Origin of the sequence: Mesorhizobium sp. WSM1497 (genome assembly GCF_001672455.2) — a bacterium.
GTDB lineage: Bacteria > Pseudomonadota > Alphaproteobacteria > Rhizobiales > Rhizobiaceae > Mesorhizobium > Mesorhizobium ciceri.
Map to the genome: position 1 here is coordinate 4,138,874 of NZ_CP021070.1, position 26,542 is coordinate 4,165,415.

A 26,542-nucleotide genomic window follows, 5' to 3' on the forward strand; every position below is an offset into this window, starting at 1 on the left:
GTGAGGAGGGAACTTTGTCCTCCGCGACTGGTTTGGGCCGCTTGAGACCCAGCCAGCCCGGAGCCAGCCATGTCCGATTCCGATGCCAAGATTTCCAGTGGCCTGAGCAGACGCATGTTCATGACGGCCTCTGTTTCGGCGGCGGCGGCGATGCCGCTTGTGAATTCCCCGACGAGAGCTGCCCAGCCAGCGTCCGAAAAGCCAGCCGAACCGCGCGACTTGTCGGCGGTTTCAATGCGTATCAACAAACAGACCTACAATCTCGCGCTCGACAATCGAACCAGCCTGCTTGACGCTCTGCGCGACCACGTCGGCCTGACCGGCACCAAGAAAGGTTGCGATCACGGTCAGTGCGGCGCCTGCACGGTTCTGATCGATGGAAAGCGGGCACTGTCCTGCTTGAGCTTTGCCGTCATGAACCAGGGGCGGGAGATCACAACGGTGGAAGGCCTGGCCTCGACGGACGGGGAACTGCATCCGGTCCAGCAGGCCTTCGTCGACCACGATGCCTTTCAATGCGGCTATTGCACACCGGGTCAGATCATGTCCGCCATCGGTTGCATCAACGAAGGCCATGCGGGGTCGGAAGATGACATTCGCGAATATATGAGCGGCAATCTGTGTCGCTGTGCGGCCTATCCCAACATCGTTGCGGCGATCGTCCAGGCGCGCGACGAGATCAGGAGGGCCTAGGATGCGCCCCTTCGTTTATGAAAGACCAACCAGCGTCTCCGCTGCAATCGCCATGGCATCCCGTGTCGATGCCGTGCGCGTTCCGCCAACCGGCGCTGACACGCGATTCATCGCCGGCGGCACCAATCTGGCCGACTACATGAAGCTCGGTGTCGCGCGGCCGGACCGACTGCTTGACCTCAACACTCTTGCCGAGCCGGCCTTGCGGCAGATCAGGATAAACGATGACACGATCCGGTTTGGTGCACTGGTCCGCATGGGTGAAGCAGCCGACAACGATGACGTCCGGCGGCGTTGCCCGGCCCTTGCCGACAGCCTGAAATTCGCCGCCAGTGGTCAGCTTCGCAACATGGCGAGCCTGGGCGGCAATGTGCTGCAACGTACGCGCTGCGAGTATTTTCGAGAGATTTCCTGGCCGTGCAACAAGCGCGAACCCGGCTCCGGCTGCGCTGCGATGGAAGGGTCCAATCGCCAACACGCCGTGCTGGGTACGAGCGATGCCTGCATCGCCACGTATCACGGCGATTTCGCGCAGGCGCTGGTTGCGCTCGATGCCACCGTCGAGATCGAAGGTCCGCGGGGAAGGCGCACGCTTGCATTTGCCAAGCTGCACAAACGGCCGGGCGACACGCCCGACATCGAGACGGATCTCGCCGCCGACGAGCTCATAACCGCCATCGAAGTGCGGCTCGAACGGTGGAGCAGCCGGTCGCGCTATCTGAAGATTCGCGATCGCGAATCCTACGCGTTTGCGTTGGCGTCCGCGGCTGTTGCGCTCGACATGGATGGCGAGACGGTAAGGAGTGCGCGCATTGCGCTTGGTGGTGTGGCGACGGTGCCGTGGCGGGCGCGCGAAGCAGAGGACGCGCTACAGGGCAAAGTGCTTGACGAAGCCGCGGCGCAAGAGGCTGCCGAGGCTGCCTTCGCCGATGCCAGACCGCGCGAGCATAACGCATTCAAGATACCGCTCGGCAAGCGCACGCTGGTGCGGGCGCTGCTCGAAACCCGGGATATGAAGGGCTGAGCCATGAACCAAGCTGCACCCGCCCCCAGGGAAAACCAGGGCGATCCGGTTGTCCGCATTGACGCCCGGCTAAAAGTTACCGGACAGGCCGGCTATCCCGCCGACATCGTCACGGCCAACGTCGCCTACGGTGCCCTTGCCACCAGCAGCATTGCCCGGGGCAAGGTTTCGGGACTTCACACGAAAGACGCCCGGGCCGTACCCGGTGTGCTGGACATCGTCACCTATGACGATATGGACAAGACCGACACGCCGAAATTCGGCAACACCGGCGCAAGTTCGATCGGGCCTTTGCACGACAAGACGGTTTTTCACGACGGTCAGATCATCGCTCTGGTGGTTGCCGAGACCTTCGAGGCGGCGGAGGAAGCCGCAATGTTGATCCGCGCCGACTATGAGGACGAACGGCCCGCCGCCAGCTTTGATTCCAAGGGCGTGAAGATGGAGCCGGCTGCCGGCAAAAACCCTATGTTCAAGGAGGATGCGAAGGCCGGTGATTTCGATGCCGCCTGGGCGGATGCGACGGTAAAGATCGACGAAAAATATTCGACGCCGACCCAGCATCACAATCCGATCGAACTGTTTTCGACCACCGCAATATGGCAAGGTGACCAGTTGACCATACACGAGCCCAGCCAGAACGTTACCGGCTGGAAGGTGGAACTGGCACGCCAGCTGAAGCTCGATCCGGCCAATGTGCGGATCGTCAGTCGCTATATCGGCGGCGCCTTCGGCTCCAAGGGGCCGATGACGGCACGCACCGCTATCGTTGCCGTCGCGGCGCGACGCATTGGCCGCCCGGTTCGTTGCGTCGTCAATCGCATGCAAGCCTTCGGTACGCAGACCTATCGCGCCGAAACGCGGCATCGGATCCGCATGGGCGCCGGCAAGGACGGCCGCATCACGGCGTTCGGACATGAGGCCTGGGAGGTGACGTCACGCCCCGACCCTTATGTCGTCGGCGGCACGTCCGCCACCGCGCGCATGTACAATTACGGCGCCGTTCTGACGCATGTTTCGCTGGTTCATGCCGACCGCAACACGCCTGGCTACATGCGATCGCCGCCGGAGACGCCTTATGTCTACGCGCTGGAAAACGCCATGGACGAAATGGCCGTGGCCCTCGGCATGGATCCTGTCGAGTTTCGTCGCATCAATGAACCGGAGAAGGAGCCCATCGGAGGCAAGCCATTTTCCAGCCGCTCACTCATCAAGTGCTACGACCAGGCGTCGGAGGCCTTTGGCTGGTCGAAGCGCGATCCCAAGGTCGGCTCGATGCGCGACGGCGACTGGCTGGTCGGGATGGGCTGTGCGACGGCGATCTATCCGACTGCCGCCGCGCCCTGCGCGGCCCGGGTTCGTCTCACCGCCGACGGCGAGGTTCGAGTCCAGTGCGGCTCGCATGAAATCGGCACCGGCGTTCGCACCATTGCCGGCCAGATGGCGGCCGAAAGACTGGGCATCGGCATGGACAAGATCAGCGTCGAGATGGGCGACAGTGCCTTGCCGCCGGCTCCCGTGTCGGGCGGATCGATCTCGACCGCCAGTGTCTGCTCGGCGGTCATGAAAGCCTGCGACGCGATACGCGAAAAGCTGTTCGCCGCCGCTGCGGGCAGGGGGGCTCCGCTGGCCGGTTCGGGCAATGCGAAGCTGGACTTGAAGGGCGAAGAGGTCGTCACCGAGACCGGCAAATCCGCAAAGCTGGCTGATGTCTTCAAGGCTATGCAAGTCGGCGCCATCGAGGAATATGCCGAGTTTGCGCCGAAGGGTTCTTCGCCTGAAGCCCTCAGCAAACTCTATGCCGGACAGTCGGAATTTCATGGTGGAGAGAACGACGAAGATTCGGTCAAATATGCCTTTGGCGCCGAGTTCGTCGAAGTGCGCATCAACAGCTATACACGCGAAATCCGGGTCCCGCGCATCGTCGGGGCCTTCGCCGCCGGGCGCATCATGAACACGCGCACCGCGCGCAGCCAGCTGATGGGTGGCATGATCTGGGGTATCGGCCAGGCGTTGCACGAGGTGACGGAAATCGATCAGCGACACGCGCGCTACGTCAACCGCGACCTGCAGGACTATCTCGTGCCGGTCAACGCCGACATCAAACAGGTCGACGTTATCCTGGTCCCCGAAATCGACCATCAGGTCAACCCTGCCGGCGTCAAGGGTTTGGGCGAACTCGGCAATGTCGGAACGGCTGCTGCCGTGGCGAGTGCCGTCTATCATGCCACCGGCAAGCGCATTCGCGATCTGCCGATCAGAATAGACGATTTGATAGGCTGACGATCAAGAGTTCTGGACGAAGCATGGAACTCGTAACTCATAAGAAATTCAAAAACGGAAGGTTGATGCCGTGGGGAAAAGGCACGGTCGTCTCCGGAGCAAGGGGATTTGTCTACCTTTGCGGAAATACGGCAACCGCCGAAAATTATGATTCGACCGGAAAGAGAGGAGGGGGATTCACTGGCGATGCTGCGGCACAGTGGCGCGCAATTCTGGCGAACATCAAATCAGATCTGGAAGAACTCGGCAGCGCGCTCGACTATCTCATCCGGCTGACCTTCTTCATCAAGGGGCCATTTCCCGATGGCGGCGTTCTGAGTTCACCCAATTTTCGTCTCGACGTACTGGACGAGTTCTTTGCCGAGCATTGCCCGAAGCACTGCAGCTATAACAACCCGCCGCCTTCGGAGGTGATCGGAGTTGCCGCGCTTGCGCAAGCCGACATCGTCGTTGAAATTGTCGCGGTGGCGGCGTTGCCTGACTGAAGAATTTCGCATGCAGCGCTGGCTTGATTGCCTTGGCTCTCGCGTGTCACTCCGGGGCTGTGGCGGGAGCCGTGTAACGGCGGCGCACGGCATCAAGCACCCGCTTGCGGCTCTCCTCCGCCGACAGGGTCTTGTCCTCTTCCGCCTCGGCGGTTTCGCGCGCCAGGTCCTTGTCCCTGATCTGATGCCGAAACCATTTGGAATAGTCGCCGGTACGCAAATGAAACTCCCAGGTCTTGTCATCTATGCCCTCGGCGATCTGAGCGAAGATCATCAGATTGTGAGCCCTGAGATTCATCGCATTCTCAGGGCCATGGAAATAGAAGCTGCCGGCTTCGTCGAGCTGGCCTTCGGCATATTTCCGGCTGTGCCGCTTGAGTGACTGACGTGGTTCGACCACTTTGACCGTCTTGACTTTTTTGCCTGCCTGCGGCCGCCAGAACAGCACGCGCGCACCTTTCGGGCTGGGGATGACCTTCGGCGGCTCAATGCCGGTTTCACGGCAGAAGACCTTCACGACGTCCTTTGCCTTGGGGCCAAGCGCAATGATGGCTGTCACCAGGCGCAAGGCGTCTGTCGAGATCGCCTCGGGGTGAACGGTGATCAGGATTGTGCCAGGCAATTCCAATGACAGAACCGCCCGCGTATCGTCGCGCCGCTTGGGCAGAAGATGATGCGCTTCATCGATCACGAGCCAGTGCGGTCTCGCGGTGCGCCGGCGGAAACTGCTGAGGCCAGGCAGCAGGTCGGCAAAGAAATCCGGCCTCTCGTCGACCCGCAGGGCCAGTCCATTGACGACTATATTGCTGTCGGCCTTGGCGATCAGATCGAGCACTTGCGCCTTTGTCGGCGCGCTTGAGCCGTCTCCCAGGCGAACGGCGCCTTCGAGGCCATCATAGTCGCCTTCGGGGTCGAAGACACAAAATTGAAAGCCGCTTTCGACGAAGCGTTCGGTCAGCGCGGTGGCCAAGGTGGATTTACCGATACCGGAACTCCCGGCAATGAGGATCGTGTCGCTCGGCGACAGGTAGGTATCATCGCCGCCAGATGATCCAAGAACGATGCCGTCATGGCGCTTCGGCACTATCGCGTGATCACGCTTTATCAGCTTTGCGATCAGTTGCTCCACGCCTTTGCCTCGGGCGCCAGGCATGATCAGGTTGGCTGTATCCTTGACCGCCGGAATTGCATTGTCGACGGCGACGCTGCAGCCACAGGCTTGCAGGAACGCATGATCGTTCTCGGCGTCGCCGACGCCGACGACGTTGTGCGGCGAAAGTCGAAGGTCCTGAAGGGCCGCGGCGAGCCCGGTGGCTTTGTTGATGCCGCTCGGCAGGATCATCACCGCGCCCTTGTTGAAGATGATTTCCAGTTCGAGCCCCATCTTCTTGATGACCTCAAGCACGGTCGCTTGATGCGGTTCCCAGGTCGCGACGATCGATCGTCCGACCGAAAGCGGCTTGACGCCCTGCCTCTTCAACCTGGCGACGAATTTGGGCTCGGGCGGCGGGGCGATCACCCGCTCTTCCTCGCTGGCCGGCGTGTAGATCATCGCGCCATTCTCAGCGACGACCTTGTCGAAGAGGCTAAGCTCGGGAAAGACGCCCTTGAGATCGGGCAGTTCACGCCCGGTGACGAGAACCAGCTTGCGGCCGCTTTTCTTGAACCGCTCAAGCGCAGTGAGCGTTTTCTTGGCGACGACCCCATCATGAGCCAGCGTGCCGTCATAGTCAGTCGCCAATGCAATGAAATACATTCCGCCAACCCTTCTCGGTTCCGATTGCTCTGCGACTAGAACGTGTGATCGAGACAAAGGCTCCCCGCCGACCGGATCGCAGGTCTTGGAGAAGGGGGAACGGTCGCCCTCGGAAATCAGGAACTCCTTCGGTGCCGGCACGTTGACCAGAGAAGCCGGGAACCGTCCCGGTCTTTGTTGGCGGCGCAAACCCCGTCTCCGAAATCCACACCAAGCGCAATGAAAGGTAAGGCCATGGGCTTCTTTTCGAAGGACATCAAGACACTCGACGATCTCTTCGTGCACACGCTGCGCGACATCTATTACGCCGAAAAGCAGATCGAGAAAGCGCTGCCGAAGATGATCGACAAGGCAACCGACCCGCAATTGAAAGCCGGATTTGAAAAACACCTCGATCAGACGAGAGGCCATGTCGAGCGCGTCGAACAGGTGTTTGAGTTGCATGGCGTCAAGGCCAAGGAGGTCAACTGTCCGGCAATCGACGGCATTCTCGAGGAGGCCGACGATGTGAGCGGTGACGTCGATGACAAGGAGGTTCTCGACGCGGCGCTGATTGCTTCGGCGCAGGCCGTCGAACACTACGAGATGACGCGCTACGGCACGCTCATCGCCTGGGCCAAGCAGCTTGGCCGCACCGACTGCGCCAATGTGCTGGCCAAGAATCTCAAGGAAGAACAGGCGACAGATCGCAAGCTCACCGAAATGGCCGAAAGCAAGATCAACCTGCAGGCAGCCGAATAAGGCTGCAATCCGGCCGGCTGGTAACTCGGCCGGCCGGATTGCCGGTAGGTTCCATCCCGTCAGCGAGACGGGTCGACGCCCAGTGCCGCTGATTGCTTGCGCAGCGCTCACCGTCATCCTGCGGCACATGCCGAGCAGACCCTGCGGTTTCCGTGTAGATGCGATACGCTACACAAGCGAACGCCACCATGAAAAGCAGACGGCCCATCCATCCTACTCCTTCGTTGCGGATTTCGGTTCGGCCATCCTCAGTACCCTCCGACGACGGGCAAGATCTCGCCGGTGATGTAGCTCGAGCAATGCGGCGAAGCGAGGAACACATAGGCCGGCGCGAGCTCTTCCGGTTGCGCTGGTCGTTTCATTGGCGTGTCGGCGCCGAATTTCGAGACGTCGTCAGCTTCCTTGTCCGACGGATTGAGCGGCGTCCACACCGGACCCGGTGCTACCGCATTCACCCTTATGCCCTTGCCGATGAGATTGCCCGACAGGGCCCGCGTGAAAGCATGAATGCCGCCCTTGGTCATCGAATAGTCGACCAGCTGTTTTGAACCGTCGATACCGGTTACCGAACCGGTGTTGATGATCGCCGAACCGGGTTTCATGTGCGGCACCGCTTCCTGCGCCATATGAAAATAGCCGTAAAGATTGGTCTTCAACGTCGTGTCGAAATGTTCTTCGGTGAGCTCGCCGAAGTCGCTGGAATGGATCTGGAACGCAGCATTGTTGACCAGCACGTCGATGCGGCCGAATTTTTCAACGGTCTCCATGACCGCCTTGTGGCAGTGGCTGCGTTCGCTGACATCGGCCTTGACAAGGAGGCAGCGTCGTCCCTCCTTTTCCACCGCGGATTTGGTCTCTTCAGCGTCTTTGTCCTCGGCCAGATAGACGATCGCGACGTCGGCGCCCTCGCGGGCGAACAACACCGCCACCGAGCGGCCGATGCCCGAATCGCCGCCCGTGATGAGCGCTACCTTTTGGTTGAGTTTTTTCGATCCGAGATAGTAAGGCGCATCGTACAGCGGCGCCGGCTCTATGGCCCATTCATGTCCCGGTTTGGGCTGATGTTGCTCAGGGAAGGGGGGCTCGGGATATTCGCGGGCGCCAGCCTGCATGGCGCCTTGAAGCTTCCCATCGCCTTTCGATTTGTCCTTGGCATCGATGCCACGTTGGATATGGCGCTGCTTGGCCGCTTCACCGGCTATTTCCGACTTCATCTGCATGATCGTCTCCTTGGCTTGGAGAGAAAACAACGCATGTCGGCCAAAAAGGTTTGCGCAAAAGATCGACTGCAGAGAGGATTCCGACCAGCGGTTGGCAATGCGTGGCGACGACATCGCCAACTGCAACAATTCAGCTGCAATGCAGCCGCACCAGCCACGCCGCGACGGGATAGAGCACCTGGGGCTTGCCCGCTGCTGCGCCGCCCTGGCGGCGAGCCAAACGTGACGATGTGGACTGGGAAGCACTTGCGTCAAACTGGCATGCGCAAAGCAGCGCCATCCGGTCTGCTCCGGGCGGAGCGCCGGAATTCTATCTTGGCGAGAGGCCGTCGAGCAGGAAGTCGAGGCCTCTTCGGAAGGCGCCATCCCAATCGTTGTCCAACAGCAGACGAGAGCGTTCGATTGTCGGGTAGTGTTCGCTGAGATGTGTAAGACGCTGCTGTGCGGCTGCCCTGTCTTCTTCCGAGAGGTCGAAGCTTGCCCGGGTGAGGGTAGCGCCCATCACATAGTTCCAGAGCGACCATATCGCGGCGTTCAGATCCGCGTCCGCAACACCGGCTCTGGACAAGGTCTTGCTCAGCATTTCCAGGCGACCGAGAATGTTCCGACCGAGCGCCCGGCGCGGCAACAGCGATGCCGACCAAGGATGGCGCAACATTCTGGCGCGCCAGTCTTCGAGCATATGAACGACGTCTCCGCGCCAGTCCGGAGACTCACCTGTTTCAGGCGATCCGCGATGTTCGAGCACCGAATCGACTGCTAGATCAAAGACATCCTCCTTGTTGTCGACGTGCCAATATAGACTCATCACACCCGAGCCGAGGCGATCGGCCAGCCGACGCATTGTCAATCCGTCTATGCCCTGGGCGTCCAGCAGTTCCACCGCGGTCGCCACGATACGCTCTCGAGACAGCGGCGGCTCGCTGCTCGCTTGCTGCACGGGCTGGAGCGACACGCTCTGTTGATCTCCTTTGCTCCGGGCGCCGCTGCGTTTGGCTACCATCCGTCGTCCTCGCTTTTTCAGAACATCGATTTTGACCGGCAACGCGACAAATGTCGATCTTGAACGATTGACTCGTACGACGCACCATACGATGACTCGTACATCGCACGATTCACGTAGCGATTAGGTTAAAGTTCAATCTGCAGGCGCCAGGGTAGGGTTGCTCGCAGGCTGCGGAGCCAAGCGAAAAACCATGTCACGCGCAATCAAGCATCTGCTTATCGGAGGGCTAATCATCATGACCATTGCAGTCCCCACTGCGTCGCCGGCGAACGAGTTCAAGCTGACTATTGTCAATCCACAGGCGCTCTACGACCCGTCGCCGAATGGCTACAGCACCGCCGTAATCGCACCGCTCGGAGCTCGGATCGCCTACATCTCCGGGCAGGGCGGCCAAGACAGCACAGGAGCCTTGTCACCGGATTTCGCCGTCCAGGTGAAGCAGGCCTACGCAAATTTGCATGCTGCGCTTGAGGGCATCGGCGCCAGGCCGGATCAGGTGGCGAAGCTCACGGTCTTCGTGGTCGACCACGACATGTCCAAGCTCGAGGTGTTGACCAGGAACGTCAAGGACATGTTCGGCGAGGCGCTGCCGGCGCAGACTCTGGTTCCCGTTCCCAAGCTTGCAATCGATCCCATGCTTTTCGAGGTGGAGGCCACCGTTATTCTGGAATAGTCGCTCCGATTGACCCGATCGTTCGAACAAAGAGTCGAGCGCGCTGCCGACGGCTGCGCGCTCACAATATCGAGCCGATGTTTGCAAGCCTGACGTCTCTCCAGGCTGAAGCCTCCAAGGGAACTGGAAAGTGAAGTCGGGGACCGCCGCATCCATGCCGCTCGCCGTATCCAAAAGTCGCATAAGATAGATTATGGAACTAACGCATGGGCCAAGAACTGTAAATTGCCGCTGGTTCTCATAGGCTTGAGCCGATTGTGGCGTATTGCCTTGAGCGGATCGCCAACGCTAGGCTGTCGAAATGAAGATGGCAAACAGCGAGATCGAAGCGGCAATCGAAGTGTTCGTGCATGGCTTCAGCGCTGACAGGAGCCGCACCTTTCCTTACGAGGCCAGCCGGGTTGGACCATTGTGGCTGATGCGCGATGCCGAACGCAAGAATCCTCGCGATTACCGCGGCGAAGAATGGGTCGTCCATGACGTCGCCGCTCAAGAGACCGATGCCGTCGTGCGGCAGCATGCACGGCCGGGCTTTGCCATTTCCGTTGTGATCGCGAACGACGATCCGGACGGGCCGACACGAACCGCCTACAAAGCTCTCGGCTACCGGCTGCTGCGGACCGAAGGCTTTTTCGTCCACCGATTGCACCGGATTCCGAACCCGCCATCGGTTGCTTCGGTCGAACGCGTGCAGACGGCCGAACGGGCGGCACAGTTGGGAAAGATCATCCGCCGGCAGCCGATCCCAGACGATTTGCTCGGCGATACCGCGCCGTTCCGCCAGTATGTGGCAATCGACGGCGCCGACATCGTTGGGCGCGTTCGCAGCCTGGATGCCGTGGGAGCCACCTGGTGTTCGAGCATGTATGTCGAGCCGTCGCACCGGCGTCGCGGCATTGGTCAGGCTTTGATATCGAAAATGTTGCACGACGATCACGCGCGCGGGTCAAGGTACTCGGTGCTGGCAGCAACCCATGCCGGGGCGCTGCTTTATCCTCGGATGGGCTACGAGCGGATCGGAACGCTGCTGATATTTGCACCAAGGAGCCGAAAGCCCTCATGAAGCTCTATTCGCATCGTGCTGATTCATAAGGGATTTCTATAACCATGCCGTCATAGGCGGGTTCGACATTGGCTGGTGTCTCGGCCATCACCGAGACGTAGTCGAGCGGCACGTGCATATGTGTCAGCACCGCATGTATCGGCGCCAGCCGCTGGATCCATTCAAGCGCTTCGCCAAGCGACAGGTGACTTGGATGCGTCCGGTACTGCAGCGCGTCGATGATCAGCACGTCGAGGTCGCCCAGCCGTTCGGCGGTGGGTTCCGGAAAGTCGCTGATGTCGGGGCAATAGGCGAGATCGCCAATGCGGAAACCGAGCGATACGATGTCGCCGTGGATCTGCGGCAGCGGCTCGAGGGTGAGGGTACCCCCCTCTCCTTCAACGACCACCGGCCTGGTGTGGTCGATGAGATGCGGCCTGACGATCGGCGGATAGGAACTGCCTTGCGGCGTCTCGAAACAGTATCCGAACGCTTCCCGCAGCCGAAGCATCGTCGCCCTGTCGGCATGGACGTCGATGAGCTGGCGCTGATCGAGGACGAAACCGCGCAGATCGTCGATGCCATGGATATGGTCGGCATGCGGGTGGGTATAGACGACCGCATCGACACGTTTAACGCCGGCCAGCAGCATCTGCTGCCGAAAATCCGGCCCCGTGTCGATGACGACAGTCGTTCGGCTGCCGTTCGCCGCGATCCGCTCGACGAGCGCGGCGGCACGGGTGCGCCGGTTCCTGGGGTTGTCGGGGTCGCAATTGCCCCAATCGCCGGTGATGCGCGGCGTACCTGGGGACGAGCCGCAGCCGAGAATGGTGAGGCGCAGCCGGTCAGTCATCGTTCAGGCACTTTGCTCTGCAGGCCGCGGCATCTTGCCGAACAGCCGGAAGAAATTATCTGTGGTCAGATCGGCGATTTCAGCTTCGCTTACCCCGATCGTTTCGGCCAGCACCTTGGCGGTATGGGCGACATAGGCGGGCTCGTTGCGTTTGCCGCGAAACGGCACGGGCGCCAGATAGGGCGCATCGGTTTCGACCAGCAATCGGGCATGCGGGACATCGGCGGCAATGGCACGCAACTCAGCTGAATTCTTGAAGGTCAGGATGCCCGAGAACGACACGTAGCCACCGAGAGCGACGCCCACCTCGGCAAGCCGGCGCCCGGAAGAAAAGCAATGCAGGATGAAGGGGAAGGCGCCCTTCCCTGTTTCGTCCTCGAGAATATCAGCCATGTCGGCATCGGCATCGCGCGAATGGATGACCAGCGGCAGCCCCGTTTCACGGGCGGCGGCGATGTGATTGCGAAAGCCTTGCGCCTGTGCATCGCGTGGCGCCTTGTCGTAAAAATAGTCGAGACCGGCCTCGCCGATGGCCACTACTTTCGGGTGCGCGGATAGCCGCACAAGCTCCTCGACCGTGATATCCAGTTCTTCGGCCGCATTGTGCGGATGAGTGCCGACAGAGCAATAGACTTCGTCGAAAGTTTCAGCGATCTCAAGTACTTGCGGAAAACGCTTCACGCGTGTCGAGATCGTCACCATACGGCCAATTCCGGCGGCTAAAGCGCGGGCGACGATGGCCGCCCGCTCCTCGGCGAAATCTGGAAAATCCAGATGGCAGTGGCTGTCGACGAGCATCAGATGTTCGCGTCCGGCTGTTCGACGTAACGCGGAAACACGCCTTCCGGCACCGGCAACGCAGTACCCGGCACCAGCGCATGGTCCGCGTGGACATGCGCGAAATCGCGGCTCTCCGCCGGCACCGCCAGCAGGTCGAGCAGTTTCGCGGCCGAGCCCGGAGTGAAGGGCTGACACAGCACCGCCACGCGGCGCACGACTTCGGCGGTCGTCCACAGCACCGTTTCCATGCGCGCCGGGTTGGTCTTCTTCAGCGCCCATGGTGCCTCGCCGGCGAAGTAGCGATCGGCTTCCGCCACCACGCCGAAGATCGCTGCCAGCGCCAGATGGATGCCCTGCTCGGCGACCGCCTTGCGCGCGGTGTCGAGCGCGGCGGCGGCCTGATCCAGGATCGCTCTGTCTGCATCCGTCAGCTCGCCGCGCTGCGGCACCACGCCGCCGCAGTTCTTGGCGATCATCGACAGCGAGCGCTGCGCCAGGTTGCCGAGGCCGTTGGCAAGATCGGCATTGGTGCGGTTGACGATCGCGTCATGGCTGTAGCTGCCATCGTTACCGAACGGCACCTCGCGCAGGAAGAAGTAGCGCACCTGGTCGAGACCGTAGTGCTCGACCATCGCGAATGGATCGACGACGTTGCCAACAGATTTCGACATCTTCTCGCCGCGGTTGAACAGGAAGCCATGCGCGAAGACGCGCTTTGGCAACTCGATGCCCGCCGACATCAGAAATGCCGGCCAATAGACCGCATGGAAGCGGACAATGTCCTTGCCGATGATGTGCGTGGCCGGCCAATAGTGCCATTGCTCGGCCTTTGTGTCGGGATAGCCGGCGGCGGTGATGTAGTTGGTCAAGGCGTCGACCCAGACATACATCACATGCTTGTCGTCGCCTGGCACCGGCACGCCCCATTTGAAGGTCGTGCGCGAGATCGACAGATCCTTCAGCCCCGACTTGACGAAGCTGAGCACCTCGTTGCGGCGCTCGGTCGGACCGACAAAGTCGGGCTGGCTCTCATAAAGCGCCAGCAATTTGTCCTGATAGGCGGAAAGCCGGAAGAAATAGCTTTCTTCCTCGTTCCATTCGACCGGCGACCCAAGCGGTTCGCGGCGCACGCCGTCGTCGCCGAGCGTCGTCTCGCTCTCGTCGAAATAGGCTTCCTGGCGCACCGAATACCAGCCGCTATAGCGGTCGAGATAGATGTCGCCATTGGCGGCCATCGCTTTCCAGATCGCCTGACAGGATTCGTAGTGGCGCGGTTCGGTCGTGCGAATGTATTGGTCATTCGAGCCGCCCATCGCCTCGGTCATTGCGCGGAAAATCGCCGAATTGCGGTCGGCCAGCGCCAGTGGCGTTATGCCTTCCTTCTCGGCCGTTTGCTGCATCTTCAGGCCATGCTCGTCGGTGCCGGTCAGGAAGAAGACGTCCTTGCCGTCCAGGCGCTGGAAGCGTGCCAGGGCGTCGGTTGCAATGACCGTATAGGCGTGGCCGATATGCGGCTTGCCGTTCGGATAAAAGATCGGGGTGGTGATGTAGAATTTGTCGCGTGACATGAATGAACCGTCATGAATGTCTGAATGGAAAGGCGTGGCGGTGGATATCGTATCGAGGCAGCATTTGCCATCCCGATCCAGGAAACCCAGTCACATTCGCATTGCAGAATTCAGGCGGTCGATCATGATCAAGGCGTGCTGCTTCTTATCGAGATTGTAAGTATCGGTCTCAGATATAGCGTCCAGCGCCTCATGCCAAGTGTCCGACAGCGTTTTGGCTCGTGCGAGATCGCCAGCCAGTGCTGCCTGACTTGCCGTGTCCGACAACAGGTCTAGCGCCCGGCGGTTGAAGATATCGAACTGGATCGCCTGATCGCGGCCGGCCACGGCTTCGGCGAGGCGGAACGCGCCGCCGACATCGCTCTTTCTCCCGGTGACCAGAGCGTCGAGCGTCGAAGCGATCTCCAGCCCGCCATACTGCGTCAAGAGGATCGCGTTGCGGGCGCTGCCCCCTGCCCGCTCGGCCAGTGCCGCGCGCGCCGCCGGATCCTCAGGCGGCGCCGGCTCGGTCGTTTCCAGCACCGTCATCAGGTCGTCGGCGTCGAGCGGGGTCAATCGCACCACCTGACAGCGCGACCGGATCGTCGGCAGCAGGCTGCCCGGCGCGTGGACAATCAGGATGAACAGCGTCCGTGCCGGCGGCTCTTCAAGATTTTTCAGCAAGGCATTGGCGGCATTGGTGTTCATGTCGTCGGCGGGGTCGACGATGACGACCCGGTAGCTGCCGTCATGCGAGGTCAGCGACAGGAAGCGGCTGACCTTGCGGATCTCATCGACGGTGACGACCGTCTTGAAACTCTTGGTCTTGTCGTTCAGCGGCCGGGTCAGGTGCAGCACGGAAGGATGCGCCCCGGTGGCGATCTGGCGAAACAGCGACGACGCCGGATCGGGAGCGGCAAGGCTTTCCGGCGCCTGCGCGAAATCCGGGTGCTTCAGCAGATGATGCGCAAGGTGGAAGGCGAGCGTCGCCTTGCCGATGCCGACTGGCCCGGAAAAGATCAGCGCATGCGGCAGCTTGCCGGCGCGATAGGCGGCGGTGAGCACGCCTGCAGCCTGGCCGTGCCCGACCAGAAGGGGCGTTTCGGAGGGCTCCGGCACGCCGTCGAGCGTGTCATGCTGTTCGGGTGCGATGCGCTCGAAGATCATGCCGGCGTCGCCTGCCTGTCGCGTGCCGGCGTTCTCGCCGCCAGTGCCGCGAACACCGCCGCGGTGACGACGTTCTCAACCGCGTCGGGCTCGGCGGCGGCGTCGACGACGATGCAGCGCTCCGGCTCGGCCTTGGCGATCGCCAGAAACGCCTCGCGGCGGGCCCGGTGGATCGCCAGCGTCTCCTTTTCGAAACGGTCGGCGACTGCCTCGGCGCCGCGCCGCAGCGTTGCGCGCCTCAGGCCTTCCGCTGGGTCGATGTCGAAGATCAGCGTCATGTCCGGCATCATGCCGTTGATGGCGACCTGTTCCAGCGCATCCATGAACGCCGGATCGATGCCGCCGGTGACGCCCTGATAGACGCGTGAGGAATCGAGGAAGCGGTCGCAAAGCACGATGGAGCCACGCTCGACCGCCGGCCGGATCACCTGCTCGACATGATCGGACCGCGCGGCGGCGAAAAGCAGCGCTTCCATCTTCGGCCCGAACGGTTCGGCTGCGCCCGACAGCAGCACATGCCTGACCGCTTCGGCGCCCGGCGAGCCGCCGGGTTCGCGGGTAAGCAGCACGTCGTATTTCTTGGCGCGCATCTTCCTGGCCAGCCGCTCGATCTGCGTCGACTTGCCTGCCCCCTCGCCGCCTTCGAAGGTGATGAAAAAACCGCGTGCCAACCGAGAGGCCTTCTTGTCCATGGCTGAATGGGATTGTAGCGCTCTAGATAGTCCGCGTTGGGTCAAACGTCCATGCCGTCGATTTTTTGCCCTTATGCATGCCGTTCCCCAAAACCATGGCTGGTTTTGAGCGACATGCGTTAGCGCAGCCAGCCGACCGCCAGTTCCTTGACGGCATCGAGCGCGCGCTGCGGCAGCGTGCCGACGCCGATCGATTCGGCTGCGAAAAGCGGCGTCTCCTGGCTCAGCGTATCGCCGATCCAGACGCGCAGCGCACCCACCGGCTGCCCCTCCTCCACCGGTGCTGCAACCGGGCCGTCATAGACGATCCTGGCCGTCAGCTTGTCGCGGTTGGTGATCGGCAGGAAGATGTCGATCGGTCCCTTTGCCTTCAGCGTCACCCCGGATTTGGCGCCGCCGAAAACCTGGGCTTCTCCAACCACCTCGCCCCTGGCGAAAATTTCAGTCTTCTCGAAGGAGCGGACACCCCAGTCGAGCAGCTTTCGCGCTTCCTCGGCGCGCTCCTTGTCCGAGGCCAGCCCGCTCATCGCCGCGATCACCCGGGTACCATTGTGGCTGAGCGAACCGACGATGCCGAAGCCGGCTGCCTCGCTCGCCCCGACCGCCAGGCCGTCGGCGCCGATGTTTATCGCCAGCAGCGGATTGCGGTTCCTCTGTGAGATCTTGTTCCAGGTGAAATCCTTTTGGGCAAAATAGCGATAGAAATCCGGATAATCGCGCCACAGGTGCAGGGCGAGCTGCGCCAGTTCGCGCACGGTCGTCTGCTGGCCATCCGCCGGCAGGCCGGTCGAATTGACGAAAGTCGACGTCTTGAGGCCGATCTGGCGGGCGCGTTCGGTCATCTGCACGGCAAAATTGTCTTCGGATCCCGACATGCCTTCGGCGATGACGATGCAGCCGTCATTGGCCGCCTGCACGGTCACGCCCTGAATCAGGTCTTCGAGCCGGATCGACGACTTGAGCTTGGCGAACATCGTCGATGTTCCCGAAGGCGCGCCACCCTTGCGCCAGGCGTTCTCGCTGACCACGAACGTATCGTCGAGCTTCAGGCGGCCCGATTTGATGGCGTTGAAAACCACTTCCATGGTCATCAGCTTGGCCATCGAGGCCGGCGGTATCGGCTTGTCGGCCTCCTTGGAAAACAGCACCGTCCCGGTCTCGGCATCGATCATGAAGGCCTGCGCGGCCTTGGTCTCGAACAGCTGTGCACCGGCCGGAGCCTGGAAAAACAGCAGCAAGCCAAAAACCAGAAGTCCGGCGAGAGGCGGGAGCAAGCGAAATTGCATGATGTTCGACCCGTTGGCCGGCACCGCCGGCAAGCCCGTGAAAAGTATCAGGCTTTTTGCGCGGCGGATCAACCGCGCAGCGGAAATCCCATCAGGCTTGCGCTCAGTTGCGCACAGCCAGCGCATCGGGCGCGCCATGCGACCAGGCAGCCTGCAGCAAATCATCGAGATTGCGGTGGCCATCGGGATAGAGATTGACCGAATACCAATCCTCGCCATCGAGTTCCGAACGCTGGATCTCGATCTTGCCGTATGCGGCAAGCTGAGCGGCAACACGCTTGGCCTCCGCTGCATCCTCGAACGAACCAGCCGCGACGTAGTCAGTGGACGGACCGGCCGTTGGCGGCTGCCGTTTCCATGATTGGAGCACATCGGCCGGCGACATGCCGTCGCCACCCATCGCGGCGAAGGCATTTGAGGTGCGTTCGACCCGCTCGTCGGCATAGGACAGCGAGGCCACGGCAAACGGCGATTGCGGCGGCAGATTGATCTGCGGACGCTCCGGCACGATCGGGCCGAAATCCGGAAGCGCCAGATCGCCATAGGCCGACGACTGCGTCGACATGATCGGCTGGACAGAACCGGAATCGGTCAACTGGCCCGGAAACGGCACGGCAGCAGTGCCGGCAGGCAGGCTTGGCGACGGCCCGTTCATGGCGACCATGACGCCGGTCGGCAGTCCATCCGACGGGTCCGGCGCCCTGTTGCCGGGATGATAGGAGGCCATCAGATACTGGTCGTCATCGCCGTCGAGCGGCGCGCGGCCGACATATTCGACCTTTACCTGAGCGGTGCCGGTGTTGGCATAGTCAAGCATCTGGGCAGCGCGCTCCGATACGTCGATGATGCGGCCTTCGTGATATGGGCCGCGATCGTTGACGCGAACGATGACCGAACTGCCGGTCTTGAGATTGGTGACGCGGGCATAGCTTGGCAGCGGCATGGTCGGGTGCGCCGCCGTCAGATGGGTCATGTCATAGACTTCGCCATTGGCGGTAAGCCGGCCGTGGAAGGCATCGCCATACCAGGAGGCGAGGCCGACCTTGGCGTAACGCTTGTCTTCCTTCGGGTAATACCACTTGCCGCGGACCTGATAGGGTTTGCCAAGCTGATCCCTGCCGCCGCCACGTTGGATGCGCCCGTTCCGGGAGATCACACGCGGGCTTGCCTTCACGCCATATTCGGATTCGGCGAAATACTCCTTGGAGCGGGTCTTCTTGTTGACCATCGCTTTCGGCTCAGGCTGCGACGCGCAGGCGGCCAGCAAGGCGGCCGACATGGCGAACAACGCGACGGTAGCAGCGCGACGAAGACGCGGTGGCGTCACAGCCTGCATTTTCCTGATGTCCCCTTCAGTCTCAACTCAAGGCGTCGCGTTCAACCACCAGAGGAGCCAAAACACTCACCCGACAATACCAACGACGCTTAAAACCCCGATCCTTTGTGCGCAGGAATTGCTTATCACGGTATTAACCGATTGTGGCTGCAACCGGGCAAGATTGTGGCGTCTCCACCGTAAGAGCTCTCTGAAAAGTAACGGTTTTCGTGCTTCCACGCGAGAGATGTGATGCCCTCTGCCACAGAAAGCCTGGCTTCGCTCCTGCCCGCCGTGTCTGCCGGTTGACCGGGCTTTGTCGGGCAGCGGACCGACCGCCGGAACAAAGAAATGCGCCGCTAGTTTCATCCGCAGGGCACTCGAACAGAAGGACGAGCATGATGAAAATGACTTCATTGATGGTCGCGATCGCGATGTCGCTTTCTGCCGGGTCTGCGATCGCCGCATGTCCGGACAAGTCAGCTTCGAACACCGGGACCGATGCCGGACAGACCGCCGGTATTTCGAAAGATGGAACCCACGCGCCTTTAGAGACTCCGAAGGCCATGGGCAACGCGAACAAGCCAGCCGCCAAGGATGGCACCACGATGCCATTGGCGGGCGCTGAAGGCGGCGGCGACAAAAACCTTGCAACCTCACAGCAGGATATCGAGGCGCAGCAGCACGGTGATAAGGCCGCGGCGGCAAAGGCGGACGAAAATTGCAAAGACTGAGGACCGTACAGGCCGGAGCCGATTTGCAGCTTCGGCCTTCCTCACCAGTAGCTGTTCCCTTGGCGAAAGTTAAATCTGCGGGATACCGCAGCTGTCCCAAGAGGCTGACCCGTAGGGATTCCCTCCGCCCAATTCCGAGGATGGCTTGGTCGGTAGGTCGCGCCCTCGGTTGTGTTCGCGCGCAAACCTGTACATCGCCAGTCGGCGGGCTCCTTCTTCATCATGCACCAATGGGATAGCGAGTTCCGGTGCTCGATTCCGACAAACTCAGAGCCTGCCAGGACGGCAGGAACCGACACAGTGGTGGTTGACGCAGCCCTCAATGCCGCTTTACAGGAATGAGGCGTGAACCAGCCGGGAGCGCCTTCGGTGCCAATCCGGTGCCACAGGCCAAACGAGTTGGCCCCGCGCTGCCCAAATGGTTGAAAAACCACGATGGAGGAATGGCCGAGCGGTTTAAGGCACCGGTCTTGAAAACCGGCGTGGGTGCAAGCTCACCGTGGGTTCGAATCCCACTTCCTCCGCCATATTGCCTTGATTTACTTGGATAATCTTCCGTTTTATTGATCTTACGTACAGAATTGCGCATCACGCGAAGAGTGCTCGAATGACCACCCTGAAGAATCGGCTGACTGCCATTCACGGGCAGGAACGCGAATTTATAAAAACGGCCAACCAGGATTTCACGCCCGGATCCATGTATCTTACCCACATGTTCCTGTTGGGGGCAGGCCAGCGCACTCTTTCTCAGTCGCGCGGGTTTCGGAAGATGATCGAGGGCAAGAACTTCCCATCAGCGACGATCCTCCTGCGAACTCAAATTGACACGGCCATGCGAATTCACGCCCTGCCCCTTATTCAAGACCGGGAAGACAGTATGGGACGCCTCATGGCCAATCAGGTGCAGTTCGACAGACTGACCACATTGGAAGATGGAAAGCAGGTGCGCCTAACAGACGCCTACCTTCGGAAGCATCTGTCGATGCAATACCCCTGGATCGACAAGGTTTACGCCGAAACGTCTGACTTCGTTCATTTGTCGTTCCGCCATCTTTGGACAGCCATAGCCCGCGTTGACGATAACACAAGGACGGCTCATTTCATGCTGTCGGCTAGGGATGCAAACCGGAACGAAGCGGAGTATTTCGAGGTCTGCGAGGCCTTTTTCGAGGTCTCAAAGATAATATACAAAATGCTTCGCCTGTCGTGGGGTCTGGCCCGCCCGCCGCCGCCCGAAGAAAGCCCCGCCACTGTGAGTTGAGGCAGCGGCTTCTACCTGCGCCTTGCTTTCGGTCTCGTTCCTGCGAGTATCGGCACGTCCGGGCGACACGCTAGCTGCTTGGCCATGTGCTAAATAATTCAGAGATCTTGGGGGGAGATCAATGTCGCGGGCTATCATCTCGACGGGTGCGCTGTTGGCGCTCAGCCTTTGGGCAGGCCCGACTTCGGCAGGCCAATCTTTCTCATGCTCGTTCGGTGAGCCGGCCTGCCTGGATTATGGCGCCGTCGTCTGCAACAGCAACGCTACCTGCGTTCGTAAGGACTCGGTCTGCTTCGATGCTTACACCTGCGATTACAAAGGATTTGTCTGCAAATCGAAGCTCGACGACGTGGTCGACACCTACGATGCAGAGGTCAGAAATAGCAACGATCTCGTCGACAAATTCAACTCCTTGAACTCGACTTATGAAGACGCGCGGACTGAGAAGGCATCGGCTTGTCCGACCTAGAGGATGCTCAAACCAAGGCCCGGCGTGTGTCCGACTGCGTCTCCAGCGCCAGCACCATTGAGAGCGCGAAGGCTTGCTTCTAAATTTCGTTTCGGACGAACTGTGAAACCATATTAATCCGGTCGGTTCCTGGGCTGTCGGCCGGCCCGTGTGACATTCCAGTGGCTTGGGGGATTATTAATGGGCGAAACCGGAGACTTGCTCAATCTTGCAGTCGCAGCAGTTGCGCTGATCGTCTCAGTGGTGGCCTTAGGTTTTTCCATCTTCTTTTGGTATCGTCAGTTTCGGCCGATCGTGACGGCAATGGTCGAGACGCACCACGGCGGGAACGATGCGATCGCATACGACCTTGTCATCCTAAACTCCGGATCGATCCCGGCAAAGAATATCAAGCTCCTCGTTAGCGATCAGACAGCGTTGCAGGCGGCGCTTGGCGCCGGGGCAAATGAAGAAAATAAGGCCCTGTGGTTGGCTTGTTTCGAACCTACGAGCGTGATCCGGCTCCTGCAAAATGGTGCGCGGACGTCATGCTCTTTTGGTCTAACCCATAGAGACCCGCGCCAAAGTTTTTGGATGCCACAGGCTGAGTTTCCCATTCAGATCGAGTACGATGGTTGGTTCGGAGAAACATATCAAAGAGACCTGCCAAACGTCTTGCAGATCGCAGATTCCGACAGCTTTACAGGCGGCATGTGGGGACCTGTAAAAACACTTGCCGTAAGCCGGCGAAGCTAAATGAAAGGCCCCACCACCTCTCGGCAGCGGGCCGCCGCCGTGGCGCCTGTGCAACAAAGGCCGTCGATCCGCGTTGAGGCTCGTCTCAGTGGAGCTTCGACAATGGACCCGGCAACCGCAGCCGTATTGCTTTTACTCTCTTGCAGCCCAGGCCAGGCTGCCGTCTGCAAGCCCATTGAAGCCGCGCCGACCACATATGCGTCGCTTGACGCGTGTCGGGCATCTCTGAAAGACAGGCTCGCAGGTGCGCCAAACGGTGAAATCGTCGGACGGTGCCATCCTGTCGACGAGACTGTCACCGGTTCACTGCCCGCCGGGTACACCACCGTTGTTGTCACGCGCGGTGTTGGGAGCAACGCCATCAGCAATAGCTACATCGTTCAACACCAAGAATAGAAAGGCCCGCCACCGTAAGGCAGCGGCCAAGCAGCATTGACGAAGTTTACGCCGCGTAGGCGGCCTTCACTTCCTCCCGGCTCATCGTGTGGTCCGGTGCCATGTCATAGCGGCGTAGGAGTTCAGCCAGCGAGATCGAGCCTGCCGGCACAAAGCTGCGTCAGCGGTGGGTCCAAATTCAAAGGCAAGCAAGCCAGCTAGAATTGTTCCGCCAGCAAGGAGTTTTTGCCCATAACGGCGTGTCGTCCGAGCGATGTCGCCTGCGGCGATACCGTGCGCGATTGTGCCGATTATCCTAATAGTCCCGACGGTTGCCCGCGCCCCTCTCTCACCGGGAGAATGCGCCTCTTGCCGATCTGAGTCCAGATGGCGCTACCCAGCCGTAGACCCAAAAGAATGGCCGGTGCGGGTGATGCTTGGGTTGGGAAGCGTGGGCCGCACCGGCCATTGCGGGATAGCTCTTAGGGATCATCCCCCGCGCTGCCTAGGTTATAGGCATATTAGCGATTGCTCAATTTAGACTGAAGTCCCTACCGGAGCGGCTCCCGGGTCCTTTCAGCACAGGAAGGGACGTAGCTGTGCCGATTCACGACCAACACAACAGTCCTTTTAGCCAAGCGTTCCGATTAATCCGGATGTAGGACCATTGCGTTGGTTGGGGGGCTTTGGTCCCATCGTTGTTGAGGCCGAAGCCCATAAAGGGAACGTTTGAGCTGTGTTTGAGTGGCCGGCGCACCGAACCCACGTCAATCACTTACTCAACCGGACCAATGAAGATGATGAACCTTGAAGACGAGACGTCGCAAGCGCTCGTGGCCCGCCTGGCTGATCTCCAGGCAAAAATGCGGGCAGCACGTATAACTGAGGCGAAATGAAAACCTTCCAAAAGGTTGCAGCCGTTATGGAGGACGGTCGCGGCCAGATTGCTGGCGACGACTTGATCGCATCATCATTCCTCGTCGAACCTGATGTCATGAATGGATAGCTGCTTCGGGTCGCACCTGTCTTGAGCAAGCGACGAACCATTGGTCCGTTTCCGTACAAGCCTTTGTTATTGCAAAGTGCGACATCAGACGGTTTTAATTGACGTTGCCCATTGCTTTCTATGGAGGCTGTAATGGATAAGTGCTGCCCAATGGCAAGGTCTCACCTTGTATTGAAGTGGTCGAAGCCTGTGGCGAATGGTTCGTCCGCATGGTCGAGGAAGACCAGGAAGTTACCCGCTCATTCGAACTTAAATCTTTCGCGCTCGCATTCGCGGAAGGCCAGCGGATACGGCTGGGCCTTGCCGAGTTCAAGCGGCTGTAGGAAAAACAAGATGCCTCTCTCTGAGAGCCTACATTCGGTTGAGATGGAATTCCGATGCTCGGAGTGCGGATTGGGCTTCGTAAAGTCTGGGCGCTGGTTTAAGTCTGCCGCTCAACATCGTTGCTCCGGCTGCCATCACCTCACACACCTCACCTATCCGAAGAAATTGGCATTGTTCGACAAATACGCCAAGCTTCCGACGATGGGATCGGTGGCGAGGAACGATGAGGAGCGACCGTAGCTTCAATAACTTGTCCTCGGCAACCCTCATGCCCCTTCATCGGTAAGCGGTCTTGGCCGCACAATGCTCAAATCAAACTTGGTTGAAAGGTCGGGCTCCGCTTTGTTGATGGCGGCGGTGGTCATCCGATGGACGGGCGGGATGATTATCATCCGGACGTTCGTTCAGGCCAGAGCGGCGCCCCGAAAATCAGGAGCACGACTGCCACCAACACGATGACCAACCCGGCTGTACACGCGTTCGCAATGATATCACCAGGCTGCATACACTCTCCGTGAATGGGTGCCCGCCACGCCAAGGGGGTCGTGGCGGGCAATCAACCAACCGACGATGAGGGGACGATGATCGACGGTCACATTCCCGATGTCGAAGAGGCCGTGTTGTTTCAGAGGCCGGACCTTTGCGCTTCGGCATCGGACTTTAGTCGGGTGCTTGAGGCGGCCCCGCTCGGGAATCGATCGGCACGGCGAAGGCCCGTCACCGATCAGCAATGACGGGCCCCTGCCTCGAGACCGCTCGGCTGTAAACCAAGCTTTGAATCGAACTTCGGTTTCGCAGACAGGTTCCCTCGATCTCCAAAAATTGAGCTCCAGTGGGCAAGAGCACTATTGGAAGACCACTTCAGCCTTTGGAAAGGGAGATGTGGTTCTGCTTAAGGCTGAAGCGCTAGTCGCGCGCTGGCAGACCGGCAACTGAGGCGAATCGATGGATATCTTTGGCATCAAGGCACTTTTGATCTGCGCCCTGATCTTCATTCCGTTTGAACATCTGTTTGCCGAGCGGCCGCAGAAGATCTTTCGCAAGGGCTTCGCTGTCGATCTGATTTATCTGCTGTTCAACGGCTTCATCATAAAGCTGGCCATCGTCATGATGGCGGCAGGCGCGCTCGGTGCCGCTGCACTCCTGGTCCCGCAAGCGATAACGCATGCCGTCTGCGGCCAGCCCGTCTGGCTGCAGGTTGCCGAAATCATCGTGATCACCGATGTCGGCGTCTACTGGACACATCGGGCCTTTCACAAAATCCCGGCGCTTTGGAAGTTCCATGCCGTTCACCACGGCATTGAGGAACTCGACTGGCTCGGGGCCTTCCACAATCATCCCGTCGACGCCATCGTCACAAAGGCAATATCGCTGACGCCGATCTTTTTCCTCGGCTTCTCGGAAGCGTCGATCGCCGTCTTTTCGACTCTCTACCTTGGACATACGCTGCTTGTGCATTCAAACGTGCGGATTCCGTTCGGCCCCTTGAGGTGGCTGATCGCCAGCCCGCAGTTCCATCGCTGGCACCATGCCAACCAGCGCGAAGCCTATGACAAGAACTTCGCCGGGCAGTTGCCTTTCCTCGACGTGCTGTTCGGCACCTACAATCCCACCGGTGACAAGGTGCCGGAGAAGTACGGCGTCGACGATCCGATCCCTTCCACCTATTTCGGCCAGATCGGCTATCCGCTCCTGCGCCGCAGGAAGCTGCCGAACCGGGCGGTGCCGAACGCCGAAGCCTGACGGCTGGCCCGGCGTTGCGGTATCCACACCGGTCCCCTTTCGAGCCGCAGAACGCCGAACCACCGGAAGGCTTTTCGTCTCGAATCGGCTAAACCTTGCGCCATGAACGAGACCTCACTCTATGCGCCGGTGAAGCGGTTCCTCGAAAGCCTCGACTTTGTCGTCAAAGGCGAGATCGACGGCTGCGATGTTGTTGCGTTGCGCGAGGGGGAGCCGCCGGTTGTCGTCATCTGCGAGTTGAAGCTGCAGTTCAATCTCGAACTGGTGCTGCAAGGTGTCGATCGTGCGGCGGCCTGCGACGAGGTGTGGCTGGCCGCGCGCATGTCGGCTCGCGGCAAGGGACGCGAAAGCGATGCCAGGTTCCGCAATCTCTGCCGCCGGCTTGGCTTCGGCTTGCTTGGCGTGACCGCGACGGACCGGGTCGAGGTGCTTCTCAGCCCGATCGCGCTGGCGCCGCGCAAAAATGCCCGCCGGCGCTCCCGCCTGGTCGATGAGCACCAGCGCCGTCGCGGCGATCCCGTTGCCGGAGGAGGATCGCGCAATCCGATCATGACCGCCTATCGCCAAAGCGCCCTCGCCTGCGCTGCCGCCATGGTGGATGGCCCCAGGCGGCCGCGAGATCTGAAGGCGGTGACGCCGATCGCGCCCAAGATCCTGCAGCACAATGTCTATGGCTGGTTCGCGCGCGTCGACCGCGGCCTCTACGATCTTACCGATGCCGGCCGTGCCTCTTTGGTCCGTTGGCCGCAGGCATCGCACGACGAATCCCGACACGCAATTTTGAACGCAGCAGCCATATGATTGAAGATTCCCGCAGCGTCCGAGGCGGTCCGCTCGGTTGATTTCTCCGACAAAATATGTTGCTTGTCCCGCCCATGAAGAAGCTCTGCATGACCGCCTTGGCGTCAGTGACACTGAGTTTTCCAGCCAGCGCAATGGACAATGCATTGCGCGCCGGACTGATGAAACTCGATCCCCAAACTCGCCTTGAACAGCGTTGCGACGCCGAAGTGCTCGACCGCATCACCCATGACGATCGCAAGTTCAAAGCCGATCGCGTCGTCGCCTACGCCTTTGCCACGCCCGAGATGGGCGCCGATGCAATCAAGAGCCCGGGTGCTGCGTTTCGCAGCAAGGGGCAGTGGTACAGGCTGAAATTCAAGTGCCAGACCGGGCCGGACCATATGGAAGTCTTGCAACTCCGCTACCGGATCGGCGACGAGATTCCGGAAGCCGACTGGGCAAAGTATAATCTCTACGATTGATTGGCGATCGGCCATGGTTTTGCCTGGCTGTCGGCGAGTGCCGCGAGCATTGGATCCGGCTTGACGT

At 60.4% G+C, this 26,542-nt stretch carries 25 protein-coding genes and 1 tRNA gene; 16 read left to right on the forward strand and 10 right to left on the reverse strand.

Annotated elements, in window-relative coordinates; genetic code table 11:
* The first annotated feature begins 69 nt into the window (after positions 1 to 69).
* From A9K65_RS20275 to A9K65_RS20290, 4 genes are read left to right on the forward strand one after another with little or no spacing between them, the layout of a single operon-like run.
* A complete protein-coding gene (locus A9K65_RS20275; protein WP_064993216.1) occupies positions 70 to 693 on the forward strand; it encodes a (2Fe-2S)-binding protein in 624 nt (207 codons plus the stop codon).
* Position 694: 1 nt separating this feature from the next.
* Positions 695 to 1,717: a xanthine dehydrogenase family protein subunit M gene (locus tag A9K65_RS20280; protein ID WP_064993215.1), complete on the forward strand. Its 1,023-nt coding sequence runs from the start codon at positions 695 to 697 to the stop codon at positions 1,715 to 1,717.
* A 3-nt stretch (positions 1,718 to 1,720) separates the two neighbouring features.
* Positions 1,721 to 4,000 carry a xanthine dehydrogenase family protein molybdopterin-binding subunit gene (locus tag A9K65_RS20285; protein WP_064993214.1) on the forward strand — a complete coding sequence of 760 codons (2,280 nt, stop codon included), beginning with the start codon at positions 1,721 to 1,723 and terminating at the stop codon, positions 3,998 to 4,000.
* Between the two features lie 23 nt (positions 4,001 to 4,023).
* On the forward strand, positions 4,024 to 4,485 hold the full coding sequence (locus tag A9K65_RS20290; protein ID WP_064993213.1) for a RidA family protein: 462 nt from the start codon (positions 4,024 to 4,026) through the stop codon (positions 4,483 to 4,485).
* Between the two features lie 46 nt (positions 4,486 to 4,531).
* Here A9K65_RS20290 and A9K65_RS20295 read toward each other — a convergent pair whose 3' ends face one another.
* Positions 4,532 to 6,241 (reverse strand): HAD family hydrolase, encoded by a 1,710-nt coding sequence (locus A9K65_RS20295; protein WP_063168016.1) that lies wholly within the window; start codon positions 6,239 to 6,241, stop codon positions 4,532 to 4,534.
* 234 nt (positions 6,242 to 6,475) lie between these two features.
* Between A9K65_RS20295 and A9K65_RS20300 the strand changes: the two genes are divergently transcribed.
* Entirely contained in the window at positions 6,476 to 6,982 is a 507-nt protein-coding gene (locus tag A9K65_RS20300; protein ID WP_013531567.1) for a ferritin-like domain-containing protein, read from the forward strand.
* 248 nt (positions 6,983 to 7,230) lie between these two features.
* Here the strand turns inward: A9K65_RS20300 and A9K65_RS20310 are convergent, their stop codons facing one another.
* On the reverse strand, positions 7,231 to 8,202 hold the full coding sequence (locus A9K65_RS20310) for an SDR family oxidoreductase (protein ID WP_024505521.1): 972 nt from the start codon (positions 8,200 to 8,202) through the stop codon (positions 7,231 to 7,233).
* Between the two features lie 310 nt (positions 8,203 to 8,512).
* A complete protein-coding gene (locus tag A9K65_RS20315; protein ID WP_064993212.1) occupies positions 8,513 to 9,205 on the reverse strand; it encodes a TetR/AcrR family transcriptional regulator C-terminal domain-containing protein in 693 nt (230 codons plus the stop codon).
* A gap of 193 nt (positions 9,206 to 9,398) precedes the next feature.
* On the opposite strand from A9K65_RS20315, the gene A9K65_RS20320 reads away from it, so the two are divergent.
* Positions 9,399 to 9,881 carry a RidA family protein gene (locus tag A9K65_RS20320; protein ID WP_063172160.1) on the forward strand — a complete coding sequence of 161 codons (483 nt, stop codon included), beginning with the start codon at positions 9,399 to 9,401 and terminating at the stop codon, positions 9,879 to 9,881.
* Between the two features lie 301 nt (positions 9,882 to 10,182).
* Positions 10,183 to 10,944: a GNAT family N-acetyltransferase gene (locus A9K65_RS20325; RefSeq protein ID WP_064993211.1), complete on the forward strand. Its 762-nt coding sequence runs from the start codon at positions 10,183 to 10,185 to the stop codon at positions 10,942 to 10,944.
* A 4-nt stretch (positions 10,945 to 10,948) separates the two neighbouring features.
* Here the strand turns inward: A9K65_RS20325 and A9K65_RS20330 are convergent, their stop codons facing one another.
* The 7 genes from A9K65_RS20330 to A9K65_RS20360 all read right to left on the reverse strand — a co-directional run bounded on the left by A9K65_RS20330 (position 10,949) and on the right by A9K65_RS20360 (position 18,584).
* Positions 10,949 to 11,776, reverse strand: a complete 828-nt coding sequence (locus tag A9K65_RS20330) for an MBL fold metallo-hydrolase (RefSeq protein WP_063172158.1) — start codon at positions 11,774 to 11,776, stop codon at positions 10,949 to 10,951.
* Between the two features lie 3 nt (positions 11,777 to 11,779).
* Entirely contained in the window at positions 11,780 to 12,574 is a 795-nt protein-coding gene (locus A9K65_RS20335; RefSeq protein ID WP_063172157.1) for a TatD family hydrolase, read from the reverse strand.
* Positions 12,574 to 14,124 (reverse strand): methionine--tRNA ligase, encoded by a 1,551-nt coding sequence (metG, locus tag A9K65_RS20340; RefSeq protein ID WP_063172156.1) that lies wholly within the window; start codon positions 14,122 to 14,124, stop codon positions 12,574 to 12,576. Before metG ends, A9K65_RS20335 begins: the two co-directional genes overlap by 1 nt.
* 90 nt (positions 14,125 to 14,214) lie before the next feature.
* Positions 14,215 to 15,270 carry a DNA polymerase III subunit delta' gene (locus A9K65_RS20345; protein ID WP_064993210.1) on the reverse strand — a complete coding sequence of 352 codons (1,056 nt, stop codon included), beginning with the start codon at positions 15,268 to 15,270 and terminating at the stop codon, positions 14,215 to 14,217.
* Positions 15,267 to 15,941, reverse strand: coding sequence for a dTMP kinase (gene tmk, locus A9K65_RS20350; RefSeq protein WP_064993235.1), 675 nt, complete (start codon positions 15,939 to 15,941; stop codon positions 15,267 to 15,269). Before tmk ends, A9K65_RS20345 begins: the two co-directional genes overlap by 4 nt.
* A gap of 140 nt (positions 15,942 to 16,081) precedes the next feature.
* Complete coding sequence (locus tag A9K65_RS20355) at positions 16,082 to 17,248, reverse strand: D-alanyl-D-alanine carboxypeptidase family protein (RefSeq protein WP_064993234.1); 1,167 nt, start codon at positions 17,246 to 17,248, stop codon at positions 16,082 to 16,084.
* 103 nt (positions 17,249 to 17,351) lie between these two features.
* Entirely contained in the window at positions 17,352 to 18,584 is a 1,233-nt protein-coding gene (locus tag A9K65_RS20360) for a septal ring lytic transglycosylase RlpA family protein (protein ID WP_064993209.1), read from the reverse strand.
* Between the two features lie 377 nt (positions 18,585 to 18,961).
* Between A9K65_RS20360 and A9K65_RS20365 the strand changes: the two genes are divergently transcribed.
* From A9K65_RS20365 to A9K65_RS20430, 9 genes are all read left to right on the forward strand, one after another.
* On the forward strand, positions 18,962 to 19,297 hold the full coding sequence (locus tag A9K65_RS20365) for a hypothetical protein (protein WP_013531580.1): 336 nt from the start codon (positions 18,962 to 18,964) through the stop codon (positions 19,295 to 19,297).
* A 437-nt stretch (positions 19,298 to 19,734) separates the two neighbouring features.
* Positions 19,735 to 19,824, forward strand: a tRNA-Ser gene (locus A9K65_RS20370).
* An 80-nt stretch (positions 19,825 to 19,904) separates the two neighbouring features.
* Positions 19,905 to 20,558 carry a hypothetical protein gene (locus A9K65_RS20375; protein ID WP_064993208.1) on the forward strand — a complete coding sequence of 218 codons (654 nt, stop codon included), beginning with the start codon at positions 19,905 to 19,907 and terminating at the stop codon, positions 20,556 to 20,558.
* 121 nt (positions 20,559 to 20,679) lie between these two features.
* The gene (locus tag A9K65_RS20380) at positions 20,680 to 21,027 is read left to right on the forward strand and encodes a hypothetical protein (protein WP_064993207.1); all 348 of its coding nucleotides are present in this window, start codon (positions 20,680 to 20,682) and stop codon (positions 21,025 to 21,027) included.
* Between the two features lie 180 nt (positions 21,028 to 21,207).
* A complete protein-coding gene (locus tag A9K65_RS20385; RefSeq protein WP_064993206.1) occupies positions 21,208 to 21,762 on the forward strand; it encodes a hypothetical protein in 555 nt (184 codons plus the stop codon).
* Between the two features lie 1,521 nt (positions 21,763 to 23,283).
* Entirely contained in the window at positions 23,284 to 23,466 is a 183-nt protein-coding gene (locus A9K65_RS20400) for a hypothetical protein (RefSeq protein ID WP_064993205.1), read from the forward strand.
* 946 nt (positions 23,467 to 24,412) lie between these two features.
* Positions 24,413 to 25,210: a sterol desaturase family protein gene (locus tag A9K65_RS20420; RefSeq protein ID WP_064993203.1), complete on the forward strand. Its 798-nt coding sequence runs from the start codon at positions 24,413 to 24,415 to the stop codon at positions 25,208 to 25,210.
* 102 nt (positions 25,211 to 25,312) lie between these two features.
* Positions 25,313 to 26,011, forward strand: a complete 699-nt coding sequence (locus tag A9K65_RS20425; RefSeq protein WP_024503270.1) for a DUF2161 domain-containing phosphodiesterase — start codon at positions 25,313 to 25,315, stop codon at positions 26,009 to 26,011.
* Positions 26,012 to 26,067: 56 nt separating this feature from the next.
* A complete protein-coding gene (locus A9K65_RS20430) occupies positions 26,068 to 26,475 on the forward strand; it encodes a DUF930 domain-containing protein (protein WP_032808257.1) in 408 nt (135 codons plus the stop codon).
* Positions 26,476 to 26,542: the final 67 nt, after the last annotated feature.